At 65.1% G+C, this 22,098-nt stretch carries 17 protein-coding genes, 1 other RNA gene and 2 pseudogenes; 9 read left to right on the top strand and 11 right to left on the bottom strand.

Annotation, left to right across the window (positions count from 1 at the left end; all coding sequences use genetic code 11):
* Positions 1-126: 126 nt before the first annotated feature.
* Together ubiG and ACMDCM_RS16010 are read right to left on the bottom strand one after the other, a co-directional pair.
* Positions 127-900, bottom strand: a complete 774-nt coding sequence (gene ubiG, locus ACMDCM_RS16015) for a bifunctional 2-polyprenyl-6-hydroxyphenol methylase/3-demethylubiquinol 3-O-methyltransferase UbiG (RefSeq protein ID WP_412774472.1) — start codon at positions 898-900, stop codon at positions 127-129.
* Between the two features lie 13 nt (positions 901-913).
* Complete coding sequence (locus tag ACMDCM_RS16010) at positions 914-1,381, bottom strand: PH domain-containing protein (RefSeq protein ID WP_412774471.1); 468 nt, start codon at positions 1,379-1,381, stop codon at positions 914-916.
* A gap of 189 nt (positions 1,382-1,570) precedes the next feature.
* Here ACMDCM_RS16010 and ACMDCM_RS16005 point away from each other — a divergent pair, with 189 nt between their 5' ends.
* From ACMDCM_RS16005 to ACMDCM_RS15985, 5 genes and pseudogenes are all read left to right on the top strand, one after another.
* Positions 1,571-2,824: an aspartate kinase gene (locus ACMDCM_RS16005; RefSeq protein WP_412774470.1), complete on the top strand. Its 1,254-nt coding sequence runs from the start codon at positions 1,571-1,573 to the stop codon at positions 2,822-2,824.
* A gap of 280 nt (positions 2,825-3,104) precedes the next feature.
* Entirely contained in the window at positions 3,105-5,372 is a 2,268-nt protein-coding gene (gene ptsP / locus ACMDCM_RS16000) for a phosphoenolpyruvate--protein phosphotransferase (protein ID WP_412774469.1), read from the top strand.
* 45 nt (positions 5,373-5,417) lie between these two features.
* Positions 5,418-6,499, top strand: a pseudogene (gene prfA, locus ACMDCM_RS15995) (peptide chain release factor 1).
* Positions 6,496-7,377, top strand: coding sequence for a peptide chain release factor N(5)-glutamine methyltransferase (gene prmC / locus ACMDCM_RS15990; protein WP_412774468.1), 882 nt, complete (start codon positions 6,496-6,498; stop codon positions 7,375-7,377). Before prfA ends, prmC begins: the two are co-directional and overlap by 4 nt.
* 555 nt (positions 7,378-7,932) lie before the next feature.
* On the top strand, positions 7,933-8,655 hold the full coding sequence (locus tag ACMDCM_RS15985) for a DUF4167 domain-containing protein (RefSeq protein WP_412774467.1): 723 nt from the start codon (positions 7,933-7,935) through the stop codon (positions 8,653-8,655).
* A gap of 61 nt (positions 8,656-8,716) precedes the next feature.
* Here the strand turns inward: ACMDCM_RS15985 and ACMDCM_RS15980 are convergent, their stop codons facing one another.
* Entirely contained in the window at positions 8,717-9,457 is a 741-nt protein-coding gene (locus ACMDCM_RS15980; protein ID WP_412774466.1) for a methyltransferase domain-containing protein, read from the bottom strand.
* Positions 9,458-9,776: 319 nt separating this feature from the next.
* Between ACMDCM_RS15980 and gloB the strand changes: the two genes are divergently transcribed.
* Positions 9,777-10,544, top strand: a complete 768-nt coding sequence (gene gloB / locus ACMDCM_RS15975) for a hydroxyacylglutathione hydrolase (protein ID WP_412774465.1) — start codon at positions 9,777-9,779, stop codon at positions 10,542-10,544.
* Positions 10,545-10,755: 211 nt separating this feature from the next.
* Here the strand turns inward: gloB and recR are convergent, their stop codons facing one another.
* From recR to ffs, 4 genes are all read right to left on the bottom strand, one after another.
* Positions 10,756-11,361: a recombination mediator RecR gene (gene recR / locus ACMDCM_RS15970; protein WP_412774464.1), complete on the bottom strand. Its 606-nt coding sequence runs from the start codon at positions 11,359-11,361 to the stop codon at positions 10,756-10,758.
* Between the two features lie 63 nt (positions 11,362-11,424).
* Positions 11,425-11,745: a YbaB/EbfC family nucleoid-associated protein gene (locus ACMDCM_RS15965; protein WP_412774463.1), complete on the bottom strand. Its 321-nt coding sequence runs from the start codon at positions 11,743-11,745 to the stop codon at positions 11,425-11,427.
* Positions 11,746-11,761: 16 nt separating this feature from the next.
* Positions 11,762-13,594, bottom strand: coding sequence for a DNA polymerase III subunit gamma/tau (locus tag ACMDCM_RS15960; protein WP_412774462.1), 1,833 nt, complete (start codon positions 13,592-13,594; stop codon positions 11,762-11,764).
* A 117-nt stretch (positions 13,595-13,711) separates the two neighbouring features.
* Positions 13,712-13,808: signal recognition particle sRNA small type (ffs, locus tag ACMDCM_RS15955), an RNA gene on the bottom strand.
* Positions 13,809-13,934: 126 nt separating this feature from the next.
* On the opposite strand from ffs, the gene ACMDCM_RS15950 reads away from it, so the two are divergent.
* The 3 genes from ACMDCM_RS15950 to ACMDCM_RS15940 all read left to right on the top strand — a co-directional run bounded on the left by ACMDCM_RS15950 (position 13,935) and on the right by ACMDCM_RS15940 (position 15,932).
* A complete protein-coding gene (locus ACMDCM_RS15950; protein ID WP_412774461.1) occupies positions 13,935-14,351 on the top strand; it encodes an HIT domain-containing protein in 417 nt (138 codons plus the stop codon).
* Between the two features lie 42 nt (positions 14,352-14,393).
* The gene (locus ACMDCM_RS15945) at positions 14,394-15,341 is read left to right on the top strand and encodes a sugar kinase (RefSeq protein ID WP_412774460.1); all 948 of its coding nucleotides are present in this window, start codon (positions 14,394-14,396) and stop codon (positions 15,339-15,341) included.
* Positions 15,342-15,422: 81 nt separating this feature from the next.
* Positions 15,423-15,932, top strand: a complete 510-nt coding sequence (locus ACMDCM_RS15940; RefSeq protein WP_412774459.1) for an Lrp/AsnC family transcriptional regulator — start codon at positions 15,423-15,425, stop codon at positions 15,930-15,932.
* A gap of 84 nt (positions 15,933-16,016) precedes the next feature.
* Here the strand turns inward: ACMDCM_RS15940 and ACMDCM_RS15935 are convergent, their stop codons facing one another.
* The 4 genes and pseudogenes from ACMDCM_RS15935 to hrpB all read right to left on the bottom strand — a co-directional run bounded on the left by ACMDCM_RS15935 (position 16,017) and on the right by hrpB (position 21,849).
* Entirely contained in the window at positions 16,017-17,516 is a 1,500-nt protein-coding gene (locus ACMDCM_RS15935) for a phosphomannomutase/phosphoglucomutase (protein WP_412774458.1), read from the bottom strand.
* A gap of 164 nt (positions 17,517-17,680) precedes the next feature.
* The gene (locus ACMDCM_RS15930; protein ID WP_412774457.1) at positions 17,681-18,193 is read right to left on the bottom strand and encodes a TIGR02281 family clan AA aspartic protease; all 513 of its coding nucleotides are present in this window, start codon (positions 18,191-18,193) and stop codon (positions 17,681-17,683) included.
* Positions 18,194-18,415: 222 nt separating this feature from the next.
* Positions 18,416-19,126 (bottom strand): MgtC/SapB family protein, encoded by a 711-nt coding sequence (locus ACMDCM_RS15925; protein ID WP_412774456.1) that lies wholly within the window; start codon positions 19,124-19,126, stop codon positions 18,416-18,418.
* 82 nt (positions 19,127-19,208) lie between these two features.
* Positions 19,209-21,849, bottom strand: a pseudogene (hrpB, locus tag ACMDCM_RS15920) (ATP-dependent helicase HrpB).
* Positions 21,850-22,098 lie beyond the last annotated feature (249 nt).

The following is a 22,098-nucleotide window of genomic DNA, read 5'->3' as shown; positions in this document are numbered from 1 at the left end:
GTGGGCTCGGCCCGCGTATCCATCTTTTAAGAAAGCGCTAGATTGCCGGGGCATAGACGAGCGAAGCGACGCCGGAACGGCTATGCCCGGCAATGACGAGCGATGCGGGCTGCGCCCGTTGATCTTTCACCCCACGGCTTCGGCCACCACCATGTAGTTGACGTCCATGTCCGACGACAGGCTCCATCTGTCCGCGAACGGGCTGTAGACCACGCCGCTTTGCTCGGTGATGCCGAGCCTGTTGCGCTCGAGATGACGCGCGAGTTCATCGGGGGTGACGAACTTGTCCCACTGGTGGGTGCCGCGCGGCAGCCAGCGCAGCACGTATTCCGCCGCCACGATGCCGAGCGCGAAGCTCTTCCAGTTGCGGTTGAGGGTGGAGGCCACCATCATGCCGCCCGGTTTCAGCATCGCGGCGCAACGATCGATGAACAGGCCGACGTCGGCGACATGCTCCACCACTTCCATCGCGAGGATGATGTCGAAACGCTCGCGCACATCCATGTCTTCCACGGTGGTGCAGCGATAATCGATCGACAGGTGGGCTTTCTCGGCGTGCAGCTTCGCCGCGGCGATGTTGGACGCGGACGGATCGACCCCGATCACCTCGGCGCCAAGCCGCGTGAAGGGTTCGCACAGAAGGCCGGCGCCGCAACCGATATCGAGCAGCCTCAAATCCGCCAGGCAGTTCAGGCTGCGCGCGCTGCGCTCGAACTTGCGGCAGGCGGCGTCGCGGATGAACTGGAGCCGCAGCGGGTTGATCTTGTGCAGCGGCGCCATCTTGCCGTTGGGATCCCACCACTCCTGCGACAGTTTGGAGAACTTCGCGATCTCGGCCGGATCGACCGTCGATCCCGACGCGGCCGAAGACCTTGCGGAAGGGTTGACTGGCGTGGTCATGGCTGCGCGGCTCCTATCGCGCCGTGATGTGGCTGCGGAACGCCAGCGGCGAAGCGATGGTTCTGATCCTCTCGGCTCCCTCGCCGACCCCGCGCACCGTCACGTCGCCGTAGTTGAGAATACGGCCGAGAATGCTCTGATTGACATCCACGCTCTCGACCTTGTCCAGACTCATCTCGAAAGTGCGCCGCCTGATAAAGCCGCTCTTGTGCACAACCCGCAAATTGGTCACGTCGGTCTCGGTGGTCCAGCGGCGAAACCATGCCCTCAGCATCCAGTACAATGCCAGGAGCGCGGCAATGACCGCCAGCGACAAGCATAGCAGCATCGGCGTCTCGGTCACGAACATCTGCGACCCCACGAACAGGGCGAGCGCCACGACCCAGGCGGCGATGGCCGGCAGATAGAAAATCCAATGCACGTTGGTCGAATACAACACCTTCTCGCCCGGTTGCAGAATATCGTCGATATAACGCCCCATCGGCCTGCCTCACGCGCGTTCCCTGGATCGTCCGGCCTCCCGCGAACTGGCCGAAAGCCGGGTTGCCCGCCCGCGACGGCGCGGGTATGTATACGCGCCTTCTCGCCCGTGCGTCCCGCTTTTCGCATGACATTATATCTATACCGCTAGCTCTTTTATCCAGTTCGCCTTGGGAACGCACCACCCGTCATGAGCCGCCTTGTGATGAAATTCGGCGGCACCTCCGTCGCCAATCTCGACCGCATCCGCAACGTCGCGCGGCATGTCAAACGCGAGGTCGACGCCGGCCACGACGTCGCGGTGGTGGTGTCGGCGATGGCGGGCAAGACCAACGAACTGGTGGCCTGGTGCAGCGACGCCTCGCCGATGCACGACGCGCGCGAATACGACGCCGTGGTGGCCTCCGGCGAGCAGATCACCTCAGGGCTGCTGGCCATCGCGCTGCAATCGCTCGGCATTCAAGCGCGCTCCTGGCAGGGTTGGCAGATCCCGATCCGGACCAGCGACGCCCACGCCTCGGCGCGCATTATCGGGATCGACGGCGGCGACCTCGTCAACCGCTTCAGGGAGCGCAAGGAGGTCGCCGTGATCGCCGGCTTCCAGGGCATCAGCCCGCAGACCGGCCGCATCACCACGCTCGGCCGCGGCGGATCCGACACCTCGGCGGTGGCGGTCGCCGCCGCCATCCGCGCCGACCGCTGCGACATCTATACCGACGTCGACGGCGTCTACACCACCGATCCGCGCGTGGTTCCCAAGGCCCGCCGGCTCGACAGGATCGCGTTCGAGGACATGCTGGAACTGGCGTCGCAGGGCGCCAAGGTGCTGCAGGTTCGTTCCGTGGAACTCGGCATGACCCAGAACATGCCGATTTTCGTTCGCTCCAGTTTCGACAGGCCGGAGGACATCGATCCCCATGGCACGCCGCCGGGTACGCTGATCTGCGGCGAGGAGGACATCATGGAAAGCCACGTCGTCACCGGCATCGCCTTCTCCAAGGACGAGGCGCAGATCTCGGTGCGCCAGATCGAGGACAAGCCGGGTGTCGCCGCCTCGATTTTTGTTCCGCTCGCCGACGCCAACATCAACGTCGACATGATCGTGCAGAACGTCTCGGAGGACGGCAAGACCACCGACCTGACGTTCACGGTGCCGGCGACCGACCATGCCCGCGCCAGGGAGACCATCGCCGCGGCCCGGGACACCATCGGCTATGCGCGCCTCGATAGCGCCACCGACGTCGCGAAAATCTCGGTGATCGGCTCGGGCATGCGCAGCCATGCCGGCGTCGCGGCACAGGCGTTCAAGGCGCTGTCGGACAAGGGCATCAACATCCGCGCCATCACCACCTCCGAAATCAAGTTCTCGCTGCTGATCGACACCGCCTATACCGAACTGGCGGTACGGACGCTGCACACGCTGTACGGACTCGATCAAGCCTGAGGGTTGCTGCGCCGCCTGAACCGGCGCAACGCAGTGCCGCCCGGGTCACGCGCGCAGGGTGCAGTTCTTCCAAACTGTGCGCCCGTCGGCGGCAGGTGTTTTGCTTGGCAAAACGGACGTCGATTGGCTATACGGCCTCATGACGTGGCCGTTCGCGACAGGCGCCACGGCTGCAGACAATCATTCGGCCATGCACCGCGCTGCTACGCTTCTGACGCGGTAAAGTCATTGTTTTTCCGAGGCTTATCAAAAGGCGGCCTCGCAGGGAGGATACCGGGACATGCGGAGCGCGTCGAGCGGCCCCCGCGTCTTGTTGAGACGGCTCCGCGAAGTCATGGCGGAGCCGGTCAGCGCACAGGAGCGCCTCGACAAGATCGTGGTGCTGATCGCCGCCAACATGGTGGCGGAGGTGTGCTCGACCTACGTGCTGCGCGTCGACAACACCCTGGAACTCTATGCCACCGAAGGTCTCAATCGCGACGCCGTGCATCGCACCGTGCTGACCGCGCACGAGGGCCTGGTCGGCCTCGTCGCGAGCGAAGCGACGCCGCTTAATCTGCCGGACGCGCAGAGTCACCCCGCGTTCTCCTTCCGCCCGGAAACCGGCGAAGAAATCTACAATTCGTTCCTCGGCGTGCCGATCCTGCGCGCGGGCAATACGCTCGGCGTGCTGGTGGTGCAGAACCGCGCCAGGCGCACCTATGTCGAGGAGGAGGTCGAAGCGCTCCAGACCACGGCGATGGTGCTCGCCGAGATGATCGCCTCGGGCGAACTGGCCGCGCTCGCCCAGCCCGGCCTCGAGCCGGCCGTGCGCCGCTCGATCCGCCAGACCGGCGCGATCCTGTCCGACGGCATCGCGCTCGGCCATGTCGTGCTGCACGAGCCCCGCGTCGTCATCACCAACTACATCGCCGAGGACCTGCCGAAGGAAATCAGGCGGCTTGAGGCGGCGCTCGCCAAACTGCGCGCCGACCTCGACCGCATGCTGGAGCGCGGCGACGTTGCGGACGGCGGCGAGCACCGCGACGTGCTCGAGGCCTACCGGATGTTCGCCAACGATCACGGCTGGTCGCACCGGCTGCAGGAGGCGGTCGCGACCGGCCTCACGGCCGAGGCCGCCGTCGAGCGCGTGCAATCGGATACCCGCGCGCGGATGCTGCGCTCGACCGACCCCTATCTTCGCGACCGCCTGCACGACCTTGAGGATCTCGGCCACCGCCTGATGCGGCAACTGGCCGGGCAGGACCATGCGCCGTCGCGCGAGCAGCTCCCGGAAAATGCGATTTTGATCGCGCGCGCCATGGGACCGGCGGCCCTGTTGGACTATGACCGCAAGCGGTTGCGCGGCCTGGTGCTGGAAGAGGGCACGGCGAATTCGCACGTCTCCATCGTCGCGCGGGCGCTGGGCATCCCGGCCGTCGGCGAGGTGCCGAACGCGCCCGGAATCGCGGACCCCGGCGACGCCATCATCGTCGACGGCACCTCGGGCGCAATCTACGTGCGACCGTCGGCGGAAATCGAATCGGCTTACGCCGAGCGCGTTCGCTTTCGCGCCCGCCGGCAGGCGCAGTACATCGCGCTGCGCGACAAGCCCTGCGTCACCCGGGACGGCCAGCCGGTCGATCTCATGATCAATGCCGGCCTCCTGATCGACCTGCCTCATCTGGAGGATACCAATTGCTCCGGCATCGGCCTGTTCCGGACCGAGCTGCAATTCATGGTCGGCCAGAACCTGCCGCGCACCAGCGAGCAGCTTGCGCTGTACCGCGCCGTTCTGGACGCCGCCGGCGACAAGCCCGTGACCTTCCGCACCCTCGACATCGGCGGCGACAAGGCGGTGCCCTACATGGAAACCGTGGCAGAGGAAAACCCGGCGCTGGGCTGGCGCGCGATCCGGCTCGGGCTCGACCGCCCCGGTCTGCTGCGCGGGCAGGTCCGCGCGCTGCTGCGCGCCGGCGGCGGACGCGCGCTGCGCATCATGTTCCCGATGATCTCGGAAGTCGCCGAATTCGATCAGGCCAAGGCCATCGTCGAGCGCGAACTCACCTATCTGCGCCAGCACGGCCACGCGTTGCCGGAACGCGTTGACGTCGGCACCATGGTCGAGGTGCCGGCGCTGCTGTACCAGCTCGACGAATTGCTCGGGAAGGTCGATTTCGTCTCCGTCGGATCGAACGACCTGTTCCAGTTCATGTTCGCGGTCGATCGCGGCAACAGCAAGGTATCCAACCGCTTCGATACGCTGTCGGCGCCGATTCTCCGGGCCCTGCGCGACATCGTGGCCAAGGCGAAAACAGCCGGGAAAAGCGCCTCGCTGTGCGGGGAAATGGCGTCGCAGCCGCTCGGCGCGCTGGTGTTGATCGCGCTCGGCTACCGCTCACTGTCGCTGTCGGCCACGGCGCATGGTCCCGTCAAGGCCATGATCCTCGATCTCGATGCGCAGAAGGCCGAAGCGGCGATCATGCCTCTGCTGGACGCCCCCTCCGGCAGCATATCCATCCGCGACAGGCTCAAGGACTTCGCCGACGCAGAAGGGCTGGCGTTGTAGCGTGCCACCGCCGCGCGTGCCCTTATCCATCCCGGAAATTCAATCATGTCCGCACTTCCCGAAGCCAAACTCGACCTCATGCTGGCCCGCCACGCCGCGCTCGAAAGCGAGCTGCTGAGCCAGGTCAGCGCCGACCGGTACGTGCAGATGACGCGCGAACTGGCCGAACTCAATCCTGTCGTCGAGGCGGTGAAGAACTGGCGCGTGGTCAAGGCCGAGATCGCCGGCATCGACGCCATGATCGCCGATCCCGCCACCGACGCCGAGATGCGGGCGATGGCGGAAGCCGAGCGCCCGGCGCTGGAAGCGCAAGGCGACGAACTCGCCCAGAAGATCCGAATCGCCCTTCTGCCAAAAGATGCGATGGACGAGCGTAACGTGATGCTCGAAATCCGCGCCGGCACCGGCGGCGACGAAGCCTCGCTGTTCGCGGGCGATCTGTTCGCATGTACGAGCGTTTCGCAGGCTTGCAGGGCTGGAAGGTGGAGGTGGTGTCGGCGAGCGAAGGCACCATGGGCGGCTACAAGGAAATCGTCGCCGAGGTGCGGGGCCGCGGGGCCTACGCCAAGTTGAAGTTCGAATCCGGCGTGCACCGGGTGCAGCGCGTGCCCGATACCGAAGCGCAGGGACGCGTCCATACGTCGGCGGCGACCGTGGCGGTGCTGCCGGAGGCCGAAGAGGTCGACGTCGAGATCAAGCCCGACGATCTTCGCATCGAAACCATGCGCGCGCAGGGCGCGGGAGGCCAGCACGTCAACAAGACGGAGTCCGCGATCCGGATCACCCACATCCCGACCGGCATCGTCGTCAACATGCAGGACAGCCGCTCCCAGCACAAGAACCGCGCTTCGGCGATGAACATCCTGCGCTCGCGCATCTACGACGCCGAGCGGCAGCGCATCAACGCCGCGCGCTCCGCCGACCGCAAGGATCAGGTCGGATCGGGCGACCGGTCCGAGCGCATCCGCACCTACAATTTTCCGCAAGGCCGCGTCACCGATCACCGCATCAACCTGACGCTCTACAAGCTGCCGCAGGTGATCGCCGGCGACGCACTGCACGAACTGATCGACGCGCTGACCACGGAGCACCAGGCGGCGCAGCTCGCGGCCGAGAATGGCGCGTGAGCGGTTCATTGGCCGGACAGAGCATCGAGACCGCGCGGCGATTGCTGACGGCGCGCTTCGAGGCCGCGGGGATCGACAGCGCCGCGCTTGATGCCCGAATGCTGGCCGGCGCGGCGCTGCAGCTCGATCTCACCGGGCTGATCACGCACGGTCCGCGCCCGCTCACCATGGATGCCGCAGCACGCCTCGACGCTTTCGTGCGCCGCCGGATCGCGGGCGAGCCGGTTGCGCGCATTCTCGGAACGAAGGAATTCTGGGGGCTGCCGCTCAAGCTCTCGGCGGAGACGCTGGTGCCGCGGCCGGATACCGAGACCGTGGTCGAGGCTTCGCTCGACATTCTCCGCGCCGAAGGCCGCGCGAAATCACCGCTCCGCATCGCCGATCTCGGCACCGGCAGCGGCGCGATCCTGCTCGCATTGCTGAGCGAACTGCCGAACGCCGCCGGCATCGGCACCGATCTGAGTGCGGCCGCGCTCGGCACCGCGAAAGACAACGCGCAAGCCCTCGGTCTTACGCCGCGCGCGGACTTCCTGGTCGGTGACTACGCGGAAGGGCTGACCGGCCTGTTCGACCTGATCGTCTCGAATCCGCCTTATATCCGCACGGCCGATATCGCGTCTCTCGCGCCGGAGGTCCGCGATCACGATCCGCATCTCGCGCTGGATGGCGGCGATGACGGGCTCGAAGCCTATCGCCGGATCGCGCCCCAAGCGTCAGGACTGCTATCGCCCGGCGGCCATCTCGTGCTGGAGATCGGACAGGGACGAGACGGTGACGTTGCCCAACTGGTAGCGGCCGCAGGGTTAACGGTCGCGGGCTCCCCAAGGGCCGACTTGGCGGGCATCGGCCGTGTCATCGTGGGGAAATTGCCTCCATAAAGCCCGATTGCACGATAAAAAACCACTTGGAATATCCCTCGGGAGCGATTACGTTTCGGTCAACATGGTCCCGGGTTGCTGGCTCCGCAGGCTTGCTGCAGGTGAGCCCACAGTTCTCGAGGAGAGAACCTGCCCGAGTGAACGATTCCTGAAGAGGCAGGTTATATCAAGCGCGAGAGCCGAGAGCTGCGCTGCTTGCGACCGGGAAGCGAACGAAAGCCTGATATTGCGCTTAAAGACCCACGCGAGAAGACCTGATTTGATTGGCTGGCTGGATGACTTGGCCATGCTGGTGTGATGCACCTGCCGGCGACCGGGGAACGCGTCTTTTGCTGAACGCGACGATTGACGAAACCGAGTATGGAGATGGATGGCGCCGATGCGCGCCCTCAGGCCGCCGCGGCGGCAATTACTGCAAAGCGACTGGAGCGGATGAGGAGTGTGTAGCGGTTTTTCGCCCGCATCCTGCTTCCCAAAATACGGAATTGATCACGCTCGTGATCTAGGCAATTCCCCAAGGATGGAAACTTCAAGACTGGCAACTGAAGGCGGGACATGAGAAACGGTCAGAATAACAACAAGCGGATGCGTAACCGGAACAACAACAATAATAATAACAATAACAACCGACGCGGCCAGAACCCGATGACGCGGGTTTTCGAATCCAACGGCCCCGACATCAAGATCCGCGGCACCGCCTCTCACGTCGCCGAGAAATACGTCCAGCTCGCCCGCGACGCCCGCTCATCCGGCGATCCCGTGGCTTCCGAAAACTACTATCAGCACGCCGAGCATTATTTTCGCCTGATCGCCGCGGCACAGGAACAGTTCCGCCAGAGCCAGCCGCAGCAACAGCCGCGGATCGACGTCGACACATCGGAGGATGCCGGCGACGACGATAGCGAAAACTATTCGAATTTCGGGGCGGAGCCGGGCTTCGTTCCGGTTCAGCAGCCGCGCGACAATCATCAGCGGGATCCGCAGCCCTTTCAGCGCGATCAGCAACAGCCCCGCGAATACCGTCAGCCGCAGCCGCAATACCAGCCACCGGCGATGCAACCCCCCGACAACAATGGCGGCGTCGATCGCCTGCCTTCGTTCATCACGGGATCGCAGCAGGCGAACGGCGGCCGGTTCGAAGGCAACGGCCATCAGGGCGGCGAGCGCAACGACCGATTCCCGCCGCGCCGTCGCAGACGCCCGCAGGGTCCGCGTCCGGAGGGCATGGCGCAGCAGCCGTCCACTCCCGGCGAGGATTTCAACACCAGCAACGAATAGCGCGACGCATCTCGCCCTGTCTCCGGATGGGGGCGGGACGGCTAAAGGTCTCGGTCGGATATCATTCGTCGGCACTGCATGACGACGGCGCCAGCACCGGCGGCAAAACCGGGATCAACCGGCTGTGCTCCCTCTTTGCGGCAATGGGGCGATAGACCTGCTTGGTCGCCTCCACGATATGAACGCCGGCGAATGGCAACGACAGCGCCGCGCCGATGCGCTCCCACGCCGCGGCCGAACGCAGGAACCAACCGCTCTTGATCGGCGGAACGAACAGCGCCTCACCCCATGCCGACGGCGTAAACCATGTCTGCCTCAGCAATTGGGTGATCTGCGGGCGCGAATACGGCCGGCCGTGACCGAACGGCGTTGCGTCGGTGCGAGTCCAGATACCGCGGCGATTGGGAACGACCGCCAACATACGGCCCGACGGCGATAGAACGCGCCACACCTCGCGCAGCAGATTTTCCGGATCGTCCGACATTTCGAGCGCATGGACCAGCAGGATGCGGTCCGCCACCGCGTCCTGCAGCGGCAACGAAAGCTCGTCGACCAGGGTCGCCAGCGCCGGCCGCGCCGTCGGCCATTTCAATACGCCCTGCGCCGCCGGCATGAGGGCGATACAGCGCTCGCAGCCCTCGCGGAACAGTCCGAGATAGGGCGTCGGATAACCGAGGCCGACCACGCACTGACCTTCCAGACTCGGCCAATGCGCTTGAATGCCGCGACCGATCAGCCGCCGCGCCACGACGCCGAGGCGCTGCGAATAGAAATCGCGGAGGTCGATAACATCGATCGCCATGGCTCACGTCTACCATGTCGCCGGTGGGACCGGCACCCCCGCCCGCCACGATTTATGCAATCGTCTCGCCACTGTTAACGCCGTGTTTCACCGCATACATGGCTATGCTAGAGCATGATCCCGAAAAGTGGGAACCGGTTTTCGAATAAGATCATGCCCGTTCGAAAGGATGGGTAGAGAGTTTGATTCAACGCCAGTGAAACGGACTCTAGAGCCATTCGGCTTTGATGGAATCAAAGCCCAGCCTGGTTTTTTGTTTTGGCGCATTTTCTTTAGATTTACTCCACTCGCGCCGACCTCCCGGCTTCACGGAGACGACATGACCGCCGAAATTCGCCTGTTCACTTGCCTCACCGATAATTTCGGCGCCCTGATTCACGACGCCGCGACCGATGCGACCGCCGCCATCGACGCGCCGGAGGCCGGGCCGATCATCGGGGCGCTGGAGCGCGAAGGCTGGAGGCTGACCGATATTCTCGTCACCCACCACCATGCCGATCATGTCGGCGGAATCGCCGAACTGAAGCAGAAATACAATTGCCGGGTGGTCGCACCGCATGACAAGCGTGCCGGAATCGCCAATGTCGATCTGCGCGTCAGCCAGGGCGATATCGTCAAGGTCGGGACGCTGCTCGGCCGCGTGCTGGAGACGCCGGGCCACACGCTGGATCACGTCAGCTATATCTTCGACGACGAGAAAGTGGTGTTCGCCGCCGACACTCTGTTCTCGATCGGCTGCGGCCGGGTGTTCGAGGGCACCTATCCGATGATGTGGGATTCGCTTTTGAAACTGCGCGCGCTGCCGGACGATTTCCGGCTCTATTGCGGCCACGAATATACCGCGTCGAACGTGAAATTCGCGCTGACCATCGAGCCGAACAATCCGGCGCTCAGGGCGAGGGCCGAGGACGTCGCGCGGCTGCGCGCCGGGGGCCAGCCGACGGTGCCGACCCTGATGGGCGAGGAGAAGAAGGCCAACGTGTTCCTGCGCGCCGACGATCCTGCGGTGGCGGCCGGAGTTCACATGAAGGGAGCCAGCGGGGTCGACGTGTTTGCCGAGCTGCGCGAACGCAAGAACAAGTCCTGAGCGCATGATCTCCGGCGCCATAGAGCCCCGCTTCTGATGGAGTCAGAAGCGGGGCTCTATGTTTTTGATTTGACGCGTTTTCTTTACGCGAACCGGTAGCCACTTCGCTCGAAAACGCTCTATTGCGTGCCGAGCGACCCGACCTCTCCCCGATAAGGGCGTTGACGCCCGTCTTCGACGGGCCATGGGGGAGAGGTAACGGCGAAGAGCGTCAAAACAGCGTGCGCTGCCGCATCGCGGCCGACAGCGTCCCTTCATCGAGGTAATCGAGTTCGCCCCCGACCGGAACGCCGTGGGCCAGGCGCGTCACCTTCACATCGGCGTCGCCAAGCAGGTCGGTGATGTAATGCGCCGTGGTCTGGCCATCGACGGTCGCATTCAACGCCAGAACGATTTCCGTCACACGCGGATCGTGCGCCCGCGACACCAGCGCATCGATGGTGAGATCCTGCGGGCCGACGCCGTCGAGCGGCGACAGCGTCGCGCCGAGCACGTGATAGAACCCGTTGGTGGCGCCGGCGCGCTCCAGCGCCCAGAGATCGGCCACGTCGGCAACCACGACAATGATGGAAGGATCGCGTCGCGTGTCGGTGCACACGGTGCATGGATCGCGCGTATCGATGTTGCCGCAGACCCCGCAGACCCGGATCCTGTCGATCGCCACCTGAAGCGCGGTCGCCAGCGGCGTCATCAATGCGTCACGCTTCTTGATCAGATGCAGCGCCGCCCGACGCGCCGAGCGCGGGCCGAGCCCCGGCAGCCGCGCAAGCAACTGGATCAGGCGGTCAATCTCGGGTCCAGTAACAGCGGACGACATCGTCTAGTTGCCCGATTCCAGCACTCGTGCCCCGATACTGAACGACAACACCCTGAAGGCCAATCAGCCGAATCCCAGGCCGGGCGGCAGACCGAGTCCCCCGGTCAATGCCTGCATCTTTTCCTGCATCGCGACCTCCGCCTTGCGGCGCGCATCGCCAAGCGCGGTCACCACGAGGTCTTCGAGAATCTCGCGCTCGTCCGGCTTGATCAGCGACGGATCGATCGAGATCGCCTTGACTTCCATCTTCGCGGTCATCCGCACACTGACGAGACCGCCGCCGGAGGTTCCTTCGACCTCGACGTGGCTCAATTCGTCCTGCATCTCCTTCATCTTGGATTGCAGTTGAGCCGCCTGTTTCATCATGCCAAGAAAGTCAGCCATCACACGTTCCTCTTTGCTATTCGTCGCCACCGTCGAAGCCGTCGGCCAGCTCGTCAGGAGCGGCATCGGAATCCGGCGGCGACAAAGCGAGCTTTCGTACCTCGACAACCCTGGCGCCGGGAAATCGCGCCAGCACGTCCTTCACGCGCGGATCGGCCTCGGCGGCGCGCTCGCGCTCGTTCTTTTGCAGCAGCGCCTGCGAGCGCAGCGTCGGCTGGCCCGCCTCATTGGACACGATCACGGTCCAGCGCCGGCCTGTCCACTGCTCCAGCTTGCGCGCCAGGTCGTTCACCAGGGTGCGCGCCGCGCTGCGTTCGAGCGCGACCTCGAGCCGGCCATCCTCCATGCGGACAAGGCGCATGTCGGCCTCGAGCGCGGCCTTGATGATCAGGTCACGCTTTTCGCCGGCAAGCGCCACGAGTTCGGTAAAACTTTCGAGCCGCAGCGCGGGTGCCGGATCGGCCATCGGCGCCACCGCCGGCGGGCGGGACACAGGCTCGGCGGCGGCGCGCGGCGCCGACACGGTGCGGGCGGCAGACGCGGAAGACACCGACGCACCGGAGGTTTTCTGCGGCGCAGTGCTGCCGGTAGCGACCGGCGATTCGCCGCCGCTCTGATGCAGCATCCGGATCGCTTCGTCCGGCGTCGGAAGGTCTGAGACATAGGCGATGCGCACCAGCACCATCTCGGCCGCCGCCGCCGGCCGCGTCGCGCCCTGCACCTCGGTGATGCCCTTCAGCAGCATCTGCCACATCCGCGACAGCACGCGCATCGACAGTTTCGCGGCGAAATCGCGGGCGCGCATCCGCTCGGTCTCGCCGAATGCGACATTGTCGGCGAGCGCGGGGACGATCTTGATGCGGGTGACGAAATTGACGAACTCGGCCAGATCGCTGAGCACCACGACCGGATCGGCGCCGGTATCGTACTGGTCGCGAAATTCGCCGAACGCGCGCGCGATATCGCCGCGCGCCAGCGATTCGAACAGATCGATCACCCGCGTGCGGTCGGCGAGCCCCAGCATCTGCCGCACGGCATCGGCCCGCACCATGCCGGCGGCGTGGGCGATGGCCTGGTCGAACAGCGACAGCGAATCCCGCACCGAGCCTTCGGCCGCCCGCGCCAGGATGCCGAGCGCTTCCGGCTCGACCTCGACGTTCTCTTTCGCCGCGATATTGGCCAGATGCGACACCAGGACGTCGGCATCGACGCGCCGGAGATCGAAACGCTGGCAACGCGACAGCACCGTCACCGGGACTTTCCGGATCTCGGTGGTCGCGAACACGAATTTCGCGTGCTCCGGCGGCTCCTCCAGCGTCTTCAGGAACGCGTTGAAGGCCGCCGTCGACAGCATGTGGACTTCGTCGATGATATAGACCTTGTAGCGCGCGCTTGAGGGCGCATAGCGCACGCTGTCGTTGATCTGCCTGACATCGTCGACGCCGGTGTGGGAGGCGGCGTCCATTTCCAGCACGTCGATGTGATGGCTTTCCATGATCGCCTGGCAATGCACGCCGAGCGTCGGCATCCGGATGCTTGGTCCGTTCACCGAGCCATCAGGCAATTCGTAGTTCAGCGCGCGGGCGAGAATGCGCGCGGTGGTGGTCTTTCCGACGCCGCGTACGCCGGTGAGAATCCAGGCTTGGGGAATCCGCCCGGTCTCGAAGGCATTGGACACGGTGCGCACCAGCGCCTCCTGTCCGATGAGATCGTCAAAGCTCGCAGGACGGTATTTCCGCGCCAGCACCCGGTACTCGGCGCCGGACTCGGATGCCCGCGCGCCGAGGTCGAGGCCGGTCTGGCCGGCGGCGTCATCGGAGGGCGTTGAGGAATGGCCAGCGTCGGTCATTGAGCGATCCGCAATTTTCTCTCTCGAAGCCGGCTTGCGGAGCAACGGGCGATCTTTCGGGCCGCGCCCGAATCGGCGCCGGCAAGAGTCCCGAAAAACATGGCTCGCCAAAAACAGGTAGGAGACTGACGAGCGACCCGATCCGGACCTCGTTAGGGCTGCTTCCTTCCGGACCTGACCCGGTTGGCGAGTGGCTCGTCCACCGCCAATCTCCCGGTCTCTATTTGGGGCCAAAAGGACCGGAAAGCAAGCGGCCGCGGCATTCCGTTCCGGGCCATTGACCTTCGTGAATCGTCGGGCCAGTTTGCCTCGGCACTCCTCAAAAAAGTGGCCGCAAACGATGTCCGAGGCCTGGTCGCTTCACCCGCAGCTCGACAATGACGCGGTCGGCATCGGCGACCTGCCGCTCAGCCGACTCCTGCTCAACAAGGACGCCAACTATCCCTGGCTCATTCTGGTGCCAAGACGGGCCGGAGCGGTCGAGATCATCGACCTCGATCGCGACGACCGCGCAAGCCTGATGACGGAGATCGGTGAGGTCTGCGAAGCGCTCAAGGACGTCACGGGTTGCGACAAGCTCAATGTGGCCGCACTCGGCAATCAGGTGCCGCAGCTCCACGTCCATATCATCGCGCGCCGCAGAGGAGACGCCGCATGGCCCCGCCCGGTCTGGGGGGCGGCGCCCGCGCTCGACTACGATGCGGCGGAACTTGAGGCGCTCATGGGGGCGATCAGGCGGAGGACAGGATTCGGTTAGACCGTTAGAATGTCGGTTGCGGAGACGACAAGGGAACCAGCGATGAACTTTCGTGACGCCGCGCCCAAGCGCCTGCCACGCATCCTGTGCGTCGGGATACCGGTGCGCGATCTGACCTTTCATATTCAGGGCCTGCCGGAACGCGGCTTCAAGATCGGCGCCGAGCGCTTCGAGGAAATCGCCGGCGGCAACGCGCTCAACGCGGCGGTCGCCATCTCCAGGCTCGGCGGCCACGCGTCGTTCTGCGGCCCCATGGGCGACGCCGGCGAGACCTCCAGCCGCTACATCTTCGACAAGGCGGCGGAACTCGGCATCGCGATGCAGGACATCGTCCACATGCCGGCTCTGGTGACGCCGATCTCCAGCGTCATGATCGATCCCGGCGGCGAGCGCACCATCATTACCTTCCGCGATCCCGAATTGTGGAAAGTGCGCCTGCCCGACACCGAGCGGCTGCTCACCGGCTGCGACGCCATCCTGGTCGAGAGTCGCTGCGCGCCCTTCTGCACCGATCTCTGCACGGAGGCGCGCCGGCGCGGCATTCCCGTCGTCGTCGATATCGACAGCGCCATGCCGATGCGCGGCGGCCTGCTGACCGCATCGTCGCATCTGATTTTCTCCAGCGAAGCGCTTCAGGCCACAGCCGGCACCGACGACGATGCGGCGGCGCTGCGGACGCTCGCCGGGCTCACCTCGTCCTTTCTTGCCGGAACGCGCGGACCGCAGGGCACGTTGTGGCTCGATTCCAACGGCGCGCTTCGGGAAACGCCGGCCTTTCCGGTCCAGACCGTGGACACGCTGGGAGCCGGGGACGTGTTTCATGGCGCGTTCGCCCTCGCCATGACCGAAAACCAGAAGATAAAGGAGGCGCTCCGATTCGCCTCCGCCGCCGCCGCGATCAAATGCACCCGCTTCGGCGGCGCCTTCGCCTGCCCGCAACGTTCTGAAGTGGAAGCGTTTTTGAGAGAAGCTGCCCCGACCTCTGCTTAGTGCAGAGCGACCGCCCTTGCATTGGAATATTTTTCTATATATGAGGTTGAATAACTTCCATATTGGAACAATGTTCTAATCATGAGCGATCTCGCCCTCCAGACCTCTGAGTCCGGCCGTCGTCTCGACGCCATCGACCGCAAGATCCTGACCGTGCTTCAGGAGGATGCATCCCTCTCCGTGGCCGAGATCGGCGACCGGGTCGGGTTGTCCTCGACGCCCTGCTGGAAGCGGATTCAAAGGCTCGAAGCCGACGGCATCATCCTGCGCCGGGTGGCGCTGGTCGATCAGAACAAGATCGGACTCGGCATTTCGGTGTTCGTGTCGGTGGAGAGCGGCGACCATTCCGATGCCTGGCTGAAGACGTTCGCCGATGCGGTCAGCGCCATGCCCGAGGTGATGGAGCTTTACCGCATGGCGGGCGACGTCGACTACATGCTGCGCGTCGTGGTCGCCGACATGGCGAGCTACGATCTTTTTTACAAGAAGCTGATCAGCGCCGTGGCGCTGAAGAACGTCACCTCGCGTTTCGCGATGGAGAAGATCAAATCGGTGACGGCGCTGCCGGTGCCGGCGGTGAGTGTGGTGTAGCGATTTCAATCGTCATACGCGGGCTTGACCCGCGTATCCATCGCCTGATGGATTGCCGGATCAAGTCCGGCAATGACATCCGCGTCAAATCTTCTGATTGTATTCGCCGACTTCGGGATGGGTGCGCAGCACGCTGTCCATCGCCTCGAACATGTCGTGCATGCGCTGCTCGGAGACCGGGCTTTCCACCACCACCACCAGTTCGGGCTTGTTCGACGACGCCCGCACAAGACCCCAGCTTCCATCCTCCGCTGTGACCCGGACACCGTTGACGGTGACGAGATCGCGGATCGGCTGTCCCGCCACCTTGTCGCCGTTGGCGCTGGCGGTCTCGAAATGTTTCACCACGCTGTCGACGATGCCGTATTTGGCTTCGTCGGCGCAATGCGGCGACATGGTCGGCGACGACCATGTCTTGGGCAAGGCGTCCTTCAGGTCGGCCAACGATTTTCCCGGAGCGCGGTCGAGCATCTCGCAGATTGCAATCGCCGAGATCAGGCCGTCATCGTAACCGCGGCCCATCGGCGCGTTGAAGAAGAAGTGGCCGGATTTCTCGAAACCGGCGAGCGCGCCGAGTTCGTTGGTGCGCCGCTTCATATAGGAATGGCCGGTTTTCCAGTAGGTCACCTTGGCGCCCTGCTTCTGCAAGACCGGATCGGTGACGAACAGACCCGTCGACTTCACGTCGACCACGAAATGCGCATCCTTGTGGATCGCCGACATGTCGCGCGCCAGCATCACGCCGACCTTGTCGGCGAAGATTTCCTCGCCGGTGTTGTCGACCACGCCGCAGCGATCCCCGTCGCCGTCGAAGCCGAGGCCGGCATCGGCCTTGTGCTCCAGCACCGCGTCTCGGATCGCGTGCAGCATCTTCATGTCTTCGGGATTCGGATTGTACTTCGGGAAGGTGTGATCGAGTTCGGTGTCCAGCGGGATCACCTCGCAGCCGATCGCCTCCATCACCTTCGGCGCGAAGGCGCCCGCGGTGCCGTTGCCGCAGGCCACCACGACTTTCAGCTTGCGCTTCAGCTTCGGCCGCTTCGTCAGGTCGGCGATATAGCGCGCCGGAAAATTCTCGTGAAACTGATAGGAGCCGCCGGTCCCGTCGGCGAAGGTGGCGCCGAGCACGATCTCCTTCAGCCGGTTCATCTCGTCGGGTCCGAAGGTCAGCGGCCGGTTGGCGCCCATCTTGACGCCGGTCCAGCCGTTGTCGTTGTGCGAGGCCGTCACCATGGCGACGCAGGGGACGTCGAGTTCGAACTGCGCGAAATACGCCATCGGCGTCATGCACAGTCCGATGTCGTGGACCTTGCAGCCGGACGCCAGAAGGCCCGAGATCAACGCGTATTTGATGGACGACGAATAGCTGCGGAAATCGTGCCCGGTGACGATGTCCTTGTTCTGGCCGAGCTCGCCAATCAGCGTGCCGAGCCCCATGCCCAGCGCCTGAATGCCCATCAGGTTGATTTCCTTGCCGAACAGCCAGCGCGCGTCGTATTCGCGAAAGCCGGTCGCCTTCACCATCGGCTCGGATTCGTAGGCATAGGTATTCGGCGCCAGAACGGGTTTCGGCTTCGGAAACATGCAGATGGCCTCGTCAGGATAAGGGCAGGAACATAAAAAGCGCAGCCTTGAAATGCCGTGGCTGCCGGAAATGCGGGAGCGGGTTTGTGAGAGGCAATTGCGGCATAATTCGCAGCGCCACGGCAGCGCGCGTGGCCTGCGACCTCGACAACGGCGGCCTCAGCCTATTGTTCCAGCACCATGCGGCCGTTGGCGTATTCGAAGCGCCTGAGTTTCGACAGAAACGACAGGCCGAGCAGGTTCTCCGACAGCGCCTCGTCGGGCAGCACCATGGCGTCAACGTCGCGCACGATCAGCCCGCCGACGTCGACCATGGCGAGCCGGGTGCGCGCCGCCTTGACCTTGCCGTTGGCCGTTGTCACCGTCGCGTCGTAATCGTTCTGCGAGGGCCGCACGCCGATCCGCGCGGCTGAACTTTCATTGAGCGCGATCACCGACGCCCCGGTATCGACCATGAAGCCGACGCGCTGGCCGTCGATCCGGGCTTCGGTCTGGAAGTGACCACGGCCATCGCGCGCGATGCTGACGCTGCGGCGACCGGCGTTATCCTCGAACGTCGCCTGCTGCACGGGTGTCGTCGCCCGCGCCGCCGCGGTTGCGGTCATCTTGTCGGCCAGTTGCGCCATGTAGGTGCCGGCTCCGACAAGAAGCGCGGCAAAGATCATCAGATTACGCATGGCGCACACTCACTGACAAACGAAACGGCCGTCGCGATCTTACGCGCGGTCATCGGCCGGCCGTAACCCGTAACGGCCGTGAGGCTCTTTATTTGGGAAAAGGATGAGCGAAGCGTTAATGCGAAATCCATGGCGCGCATCGACAACCCGCTGCACGCTTCCGTCATCCTGCGCCAGCATGATCTTACCCGAAAACCACTTTCACTTTCCGGAAATCATGCCCTAGCGGCCGTCTTCCGTGCTCAAGGCGAACGCCTTGATCTCATAGCTCTTGCGGATCAGCGCCAGCAGATCGGTCGGCCGTACCGATCGCTCGGCGCGCCGCCACGAGACATCGAATGAACAATCGATCGACCCGTCATCCTGCCGTTTCACATCGGCGAAGCGGGCGTGATAGCCGAAGCCTCCGATCAGGCGCGGCAGTTCGACGATCGCTCGCATGTCTGCATCGGCTGCGACCACCACCCGGACGCGGTGCTCGCGAGGGATGACATAGTCGACCCATTTCAGCGCCCAGAGAGTCATGACCGCCAGCACCGTCGCGGCGGCGCCAAGCACCAGTTGACCGCCGCCCAGGCAGAGACCGATCACCGTGATCAGCCACAACGTCGCCGCGGTGGTGACGCCGGTGATGAGATCGCCTTTCTTGAAGATGGTCCCGGCGCCGATGAAGCCGACGCCGGTCAGGATGCCGAGCGGCAAACGCATGACATCCATCTCGGCAAAGGACGCCGCCGTCCTGCCGCTCGCCGCCAGCAGGATGTTGGCCTGGATCATGGCGACCGAGGCGGCGAGTCCCACCAGAATGGTGGTGCGAAATCCGGCCGCGTGTCCGCGCGTGCTCCGGTCCAGGCCAACGATGCCGCCGGCGACCATGGTCAAGGCGAGACGGATCGCGATATCAGGCCAGGTCGGTTGCAGGGGCATGTCCATGGGAGCCTCGGATGGGAGCCTCGGGGCGAGATGTCGTGGCCAACGCTGCGTCGACAGCACGGGTTCCCGGATACGCGAGCCTTCAGGTCCCGCGCGGCTTGACCCGGCGTGTCGGCGGCGCGTTCGCCGGATCTTCCGGCCAGGGATGCCGGGGATAGCGCCCGCGCAGATCGGAGCGTACCCCAGCATAGCTGCCGCGCCAAAATCCGGGCAGGTCGCGCGTCACCTGCACCGGACGATGCGCCGGCGACAGCAATTCCAGAACCAGCGGCACCTTGCCTTGCGCGATCGTCGGGTGCGCCGTCAGGCCGAACAATTCCTGCAACCGGACGGCGATGGTCGGCCCCTGCTCCGCTCCATAGTCGATCGCCAGCATCGTGCCGGTCGGAGCCTCGAAATGCGTCGGCGCCTCCCGCTCCAGCCGTGCGCGCAAACTCCACGGCAACAGCGCCATCAGCGCGTCCGAGAGATCGCTCGCGGAGAAATCCTTCAGCGATGTCTTGTCGGACAGCGCGGGCACCAGCCAGCTTTCGGCTTCGGCGGCAAGTCCGGCATCGGAGAGATCGGGCCACTCATCGAGTCCCTTCCGGCCTTCCGCCCTGCGCAGGAACATCACCCGGTCGCGCCATTGCTTGAGCGATTTCGACCACGGCAGGCGGTCCGGTCCCGCACCCATCAGTCCTTCCGCGAGGATGCGCGCGGTCTCCGGCGAAGGAACGACCGCCAGCGGCGCCTCGGAGAGCGTGATCGCATGCAGCCGTTTCCGGCGGCGCGCCCGCAACGCCATCGCCGCGCGGTCGAACGTGACCTCATCATCGGCCTCGATCTGGTCGGCGAAACGAGCCTCGATGTCGGCCTGCGCGATCGGCGCGGCCAGCAGGATGCGGCCGTTGGCGGCGGTTCCGGTCAGTTCGGCAACCGTGATGAAGGGGTCTCGCGCCAGGCGGGAGGCCGGATCGACCGACGCGCCGCGGCCATTGGCGAGCACGAACGAGCCGTTGCCGCGATTGCGCGCCACGCGATCGGGGAATGCGAGCGCGAGCATCATGCCGGTCGAAATTTCCGTGTCACCTTCCCCCTTGCGGGAGAGGTCGGACCGCGCAGCGGTTCGGGAGGAGGGTAGATCCGGATATGTTGCTTGCCCCCTCCCCAACCCTCCCCCGCTCGCGGGGGAGGGAGAAAGAGGCGTCTGCACGCCGCGCGTCGGTAAATGCGCCGTGGCCTTCGTGCCGTTTTCCGCAGCCGCCATCTGCGACGCCCATCGCTCGGCGAGCTGCCTTGCGCCCGAGGCGCGAGGGGAGCGGTCGCGACGGAAATTATCGAGCCGCGCGTCGAGATCGATGCTGTCGCCGCCGAGGCCGCGCTCGGTCAGAACAGCCGCGATGTCGGCGGCCTCGCGGCCCGCGCCGAGCCGATGCGAATCGACGATCATGCGCGCGAGCCGCGGCGGCAGCGCCAGCGCGCGCAGGCTTTTGCCCTCGTCGGTGATGCGGCCGTCGCCATCAAGCGCGCCGAGTTCGCGCAACAGGGTGCGCGCCTCGTTCAAGGCGGGGACCGGTGGGGGGTCAAGAAACGTCAGCGTCGCCGGATCGCCCACGCCCCACTGCGCGAGATCGAGCACCAGCGTCGACAGATCGGCGCTGAGAATCTCGGGCTGCGTGTAAGCGGCGAGCGAGGCGGTCTGCGGCTCGTCCCAGAGCCGATAACACAGGCCGGGCTCGGTGCGGCCGGCGCGGCCGCGGCGCTGATCCACCGCGGCGAGCGAGGCGCGCACGGTTTCGAGCCGCGTCAGGCCGATGTCGGGCTCAGTAGCGCGGCACCCGCGCCAGGCCGGAATCCACCACGATACGGACCCCCTCGATCGTCAGCGACGTCTCCGCGATCGACGTCGCCAGCACCACCTTGCGATGGCCTCGCGGCGCCGGCGCGATGGCGCGGTCCTGCACCGCGGCGTCGAGCGCGCCGAACAGCGGAACGATCTCGACGGATGCGTCGTGAACCCGTTCAGCGAGCATATTTTGCGTGCGGCGGATTTCGGCCGCTCCCGGCAGAAATGCCAGCACCGAGCCGGCATCGGCGCGCAGCGCCATGGCGATCGCGTCGGCCACCTGCCGTTCGAGCGGCGCGTCGGGCCTGCGGCCGAGATAGCGCGTCTCGATCGGAAAAGCGCGGCCCTCGCTTTCGATGACCGGCGCATCGCCGAGCAGCTTTGCGACACGCGCGCCGTCGATGGTCGCGGACATCACCAGGATGCGCAAATCCTCGCGCAGTCCGGCCTGTACGTCGCGCGCCAGCGCAAGTCCCATGTCGGCGTCGAGCGAGCGTTCGTGAAACTCGTCGAACAGCACCGCTGCGATGCCGGTCAGTTCCGGGTCGTCGAGAATCTGCCGCGAGAAGATTCCCTCGGTGACGACTTCGATGCGGGTTGCGCGCGACACTTTCGAGCCGAAGCGCACGCGATAGCCGACCGTTTCGCCTGCGCGCTCGCCCCGCGTTTGCGCCATTCGCTCCGCGCTGGCGCGCGCCGCGATCCGGCGCGGCTCCAGCACGATGATCTTCCTGCCCGCGGCCCAGGGCGCATCGAGCAGCGCCAGCGGCACCCGCGTCGTCTTGCCCGCGCCGGGCGGCGCCACCAGCACGGCCGTATTGCGCGCGGCGAGCGCTCGTCCGAGTTCGTCGAGCACAGCGTCGATCGGGAGCGGCGTGGCGAATTCTCGGATCACCGTTTCGGTTCCGTCATCACCCGCGAAAGCGGGTGATTCAGTAAAAGCGGGTTTCAATGATTCCAAAGGCAGGGGTCCTGGATATCCCGCCCTCGCGAGGCATGACAACCGGTTCGCGCACACCGGCGATCCATTCAATGGTTAATGGCGCGTCCCGATCACGATCCCCGAAACCCGGCACATTATTTGATTGGTGAAAGGAGAACGCAACCGATCCTCCTGTAAACGCGTCCGATCGCGCCGAAAAGG

Source organism: Nitrobacter sp. (assembly GCF_047149785.1).
Lineage (GTDB): Bacteria > Pseudomonadota > Alphaproteobacteria > Rhizobiales > Xanthobacteraceae > Nitrobacter.
Note: the sequence above shows the minus strand (reverse complement) of the source record. Positions and strands in the feature narration are given on the sequence as shown.

Coding starts and splice junctions, on each gene's coding strand:
- ubiG (WP_412774472.1), bottom strand. CDS start 900: ATGACCACGCCAGTCAACCCTTCCGCAAGGTCTTCGGCCGCGTCGGGA.
- ACMDCM_RS16010 (WP_412774471.1), bottom strand. CDS start 1,381: ATGGGGCGTTATATCGACGATATTCTGCAACCGGGCGAGAAGGTGTTG.
- ACMDCM_RS16005 (WP_412774470.1), top strand. CDS start 1,571: ATGAGCCGCCTTGTGATGAAATTCGGCGGCACCTCCGTCGCCAATCTC.
- ptsP (WP_412774469.1), top strand. CDS start 3,105: ATGCGGAGCGCGTCGAGCGGCCCCCGCGTCTTGTTGAGACGGCTCCGC.
- ACMDCM_RS15985 (WP_412774467.1), top strand. CDS start 7,933: ATGAGAAACGGTCAGAATAACAACAAGCGGATGCGTAACCGGAACAAC.
- ACMDCM_RS15980 (WP_412774466.1), bottom strand. CDS start 9,457: ATGGCGATCGATGTTATCGACCTCCGCGATTTCTATTCGCAGCGCCTC.
- gloB (WP_412774465.1), top strand. CDS start 9,777: ATGACCGCCGAAATTCGCCTGTTCACTTGCCTCACCGATAATTTCGGC.
- recR (WP_412774464.1), bottom strand. CDS start 11,361: ATGTCGTCCGCTGTTACTGGACCCGAGATTGACCGCCTGATCCAGTTG.
- ACMDCM_RS15965 (WP_412774463.1), bottom strand. CDS start 11,745: ATGGCTGACTTTCTTGGCATGATGAAACAGGCGGCTCAACTGCAATCC.
- ACMDCM_RS15960 (WP_412774462.1), bottom strand. CDS start 13,594: ATGACCGACGCTGGCCATTCCTCAACGCCCTCCGATGACGCCGCCGGC.
- ACMDCM_RS15950 (WP_412774461.1), top strand. CDS start 13,935: ATGTCCGAGGCCTGGTCGCTTCACCCGCAGCTCGACAATGACGCGGTC.
- ACMDCM_RS15945 (WP_412774460.1), top strand. CDS start 14,394: ATGAACTTTCGTGACGCCGCGCCCAAGCGCCTGCCACGCATCCTGTGC.
- ACMDCM_RS15940 (WP_412774459.1), top strand. CDS start 15,423: ATGAGCGATCTCGCCCTCCAGACCTCTGAGTCCGGCCGTCGTCTCGAC.
- ACMDCM_RS15935 (WP_412774458.1), bottom strand. CDS start 17,516: ATGTTTCCGAAGCCGAAACCCGTTCTGGCGCCGAATACCTATGCCTAC.
- ACMDCM_RS15930 (WP_412774457.1), bottom strand. CDS start 18,193: ATGCGTAATCTGATGATCTTTGCCGCGCTTCTTGTCGGAGCCGGCACC.
- ACMDCM_RS15925 (WP_412774456.1), bottom strand. CDS start 19,126: ATGGACATGCCCCTGCAACCGACCTGGCCTGATATCGCGATCCGTCTC.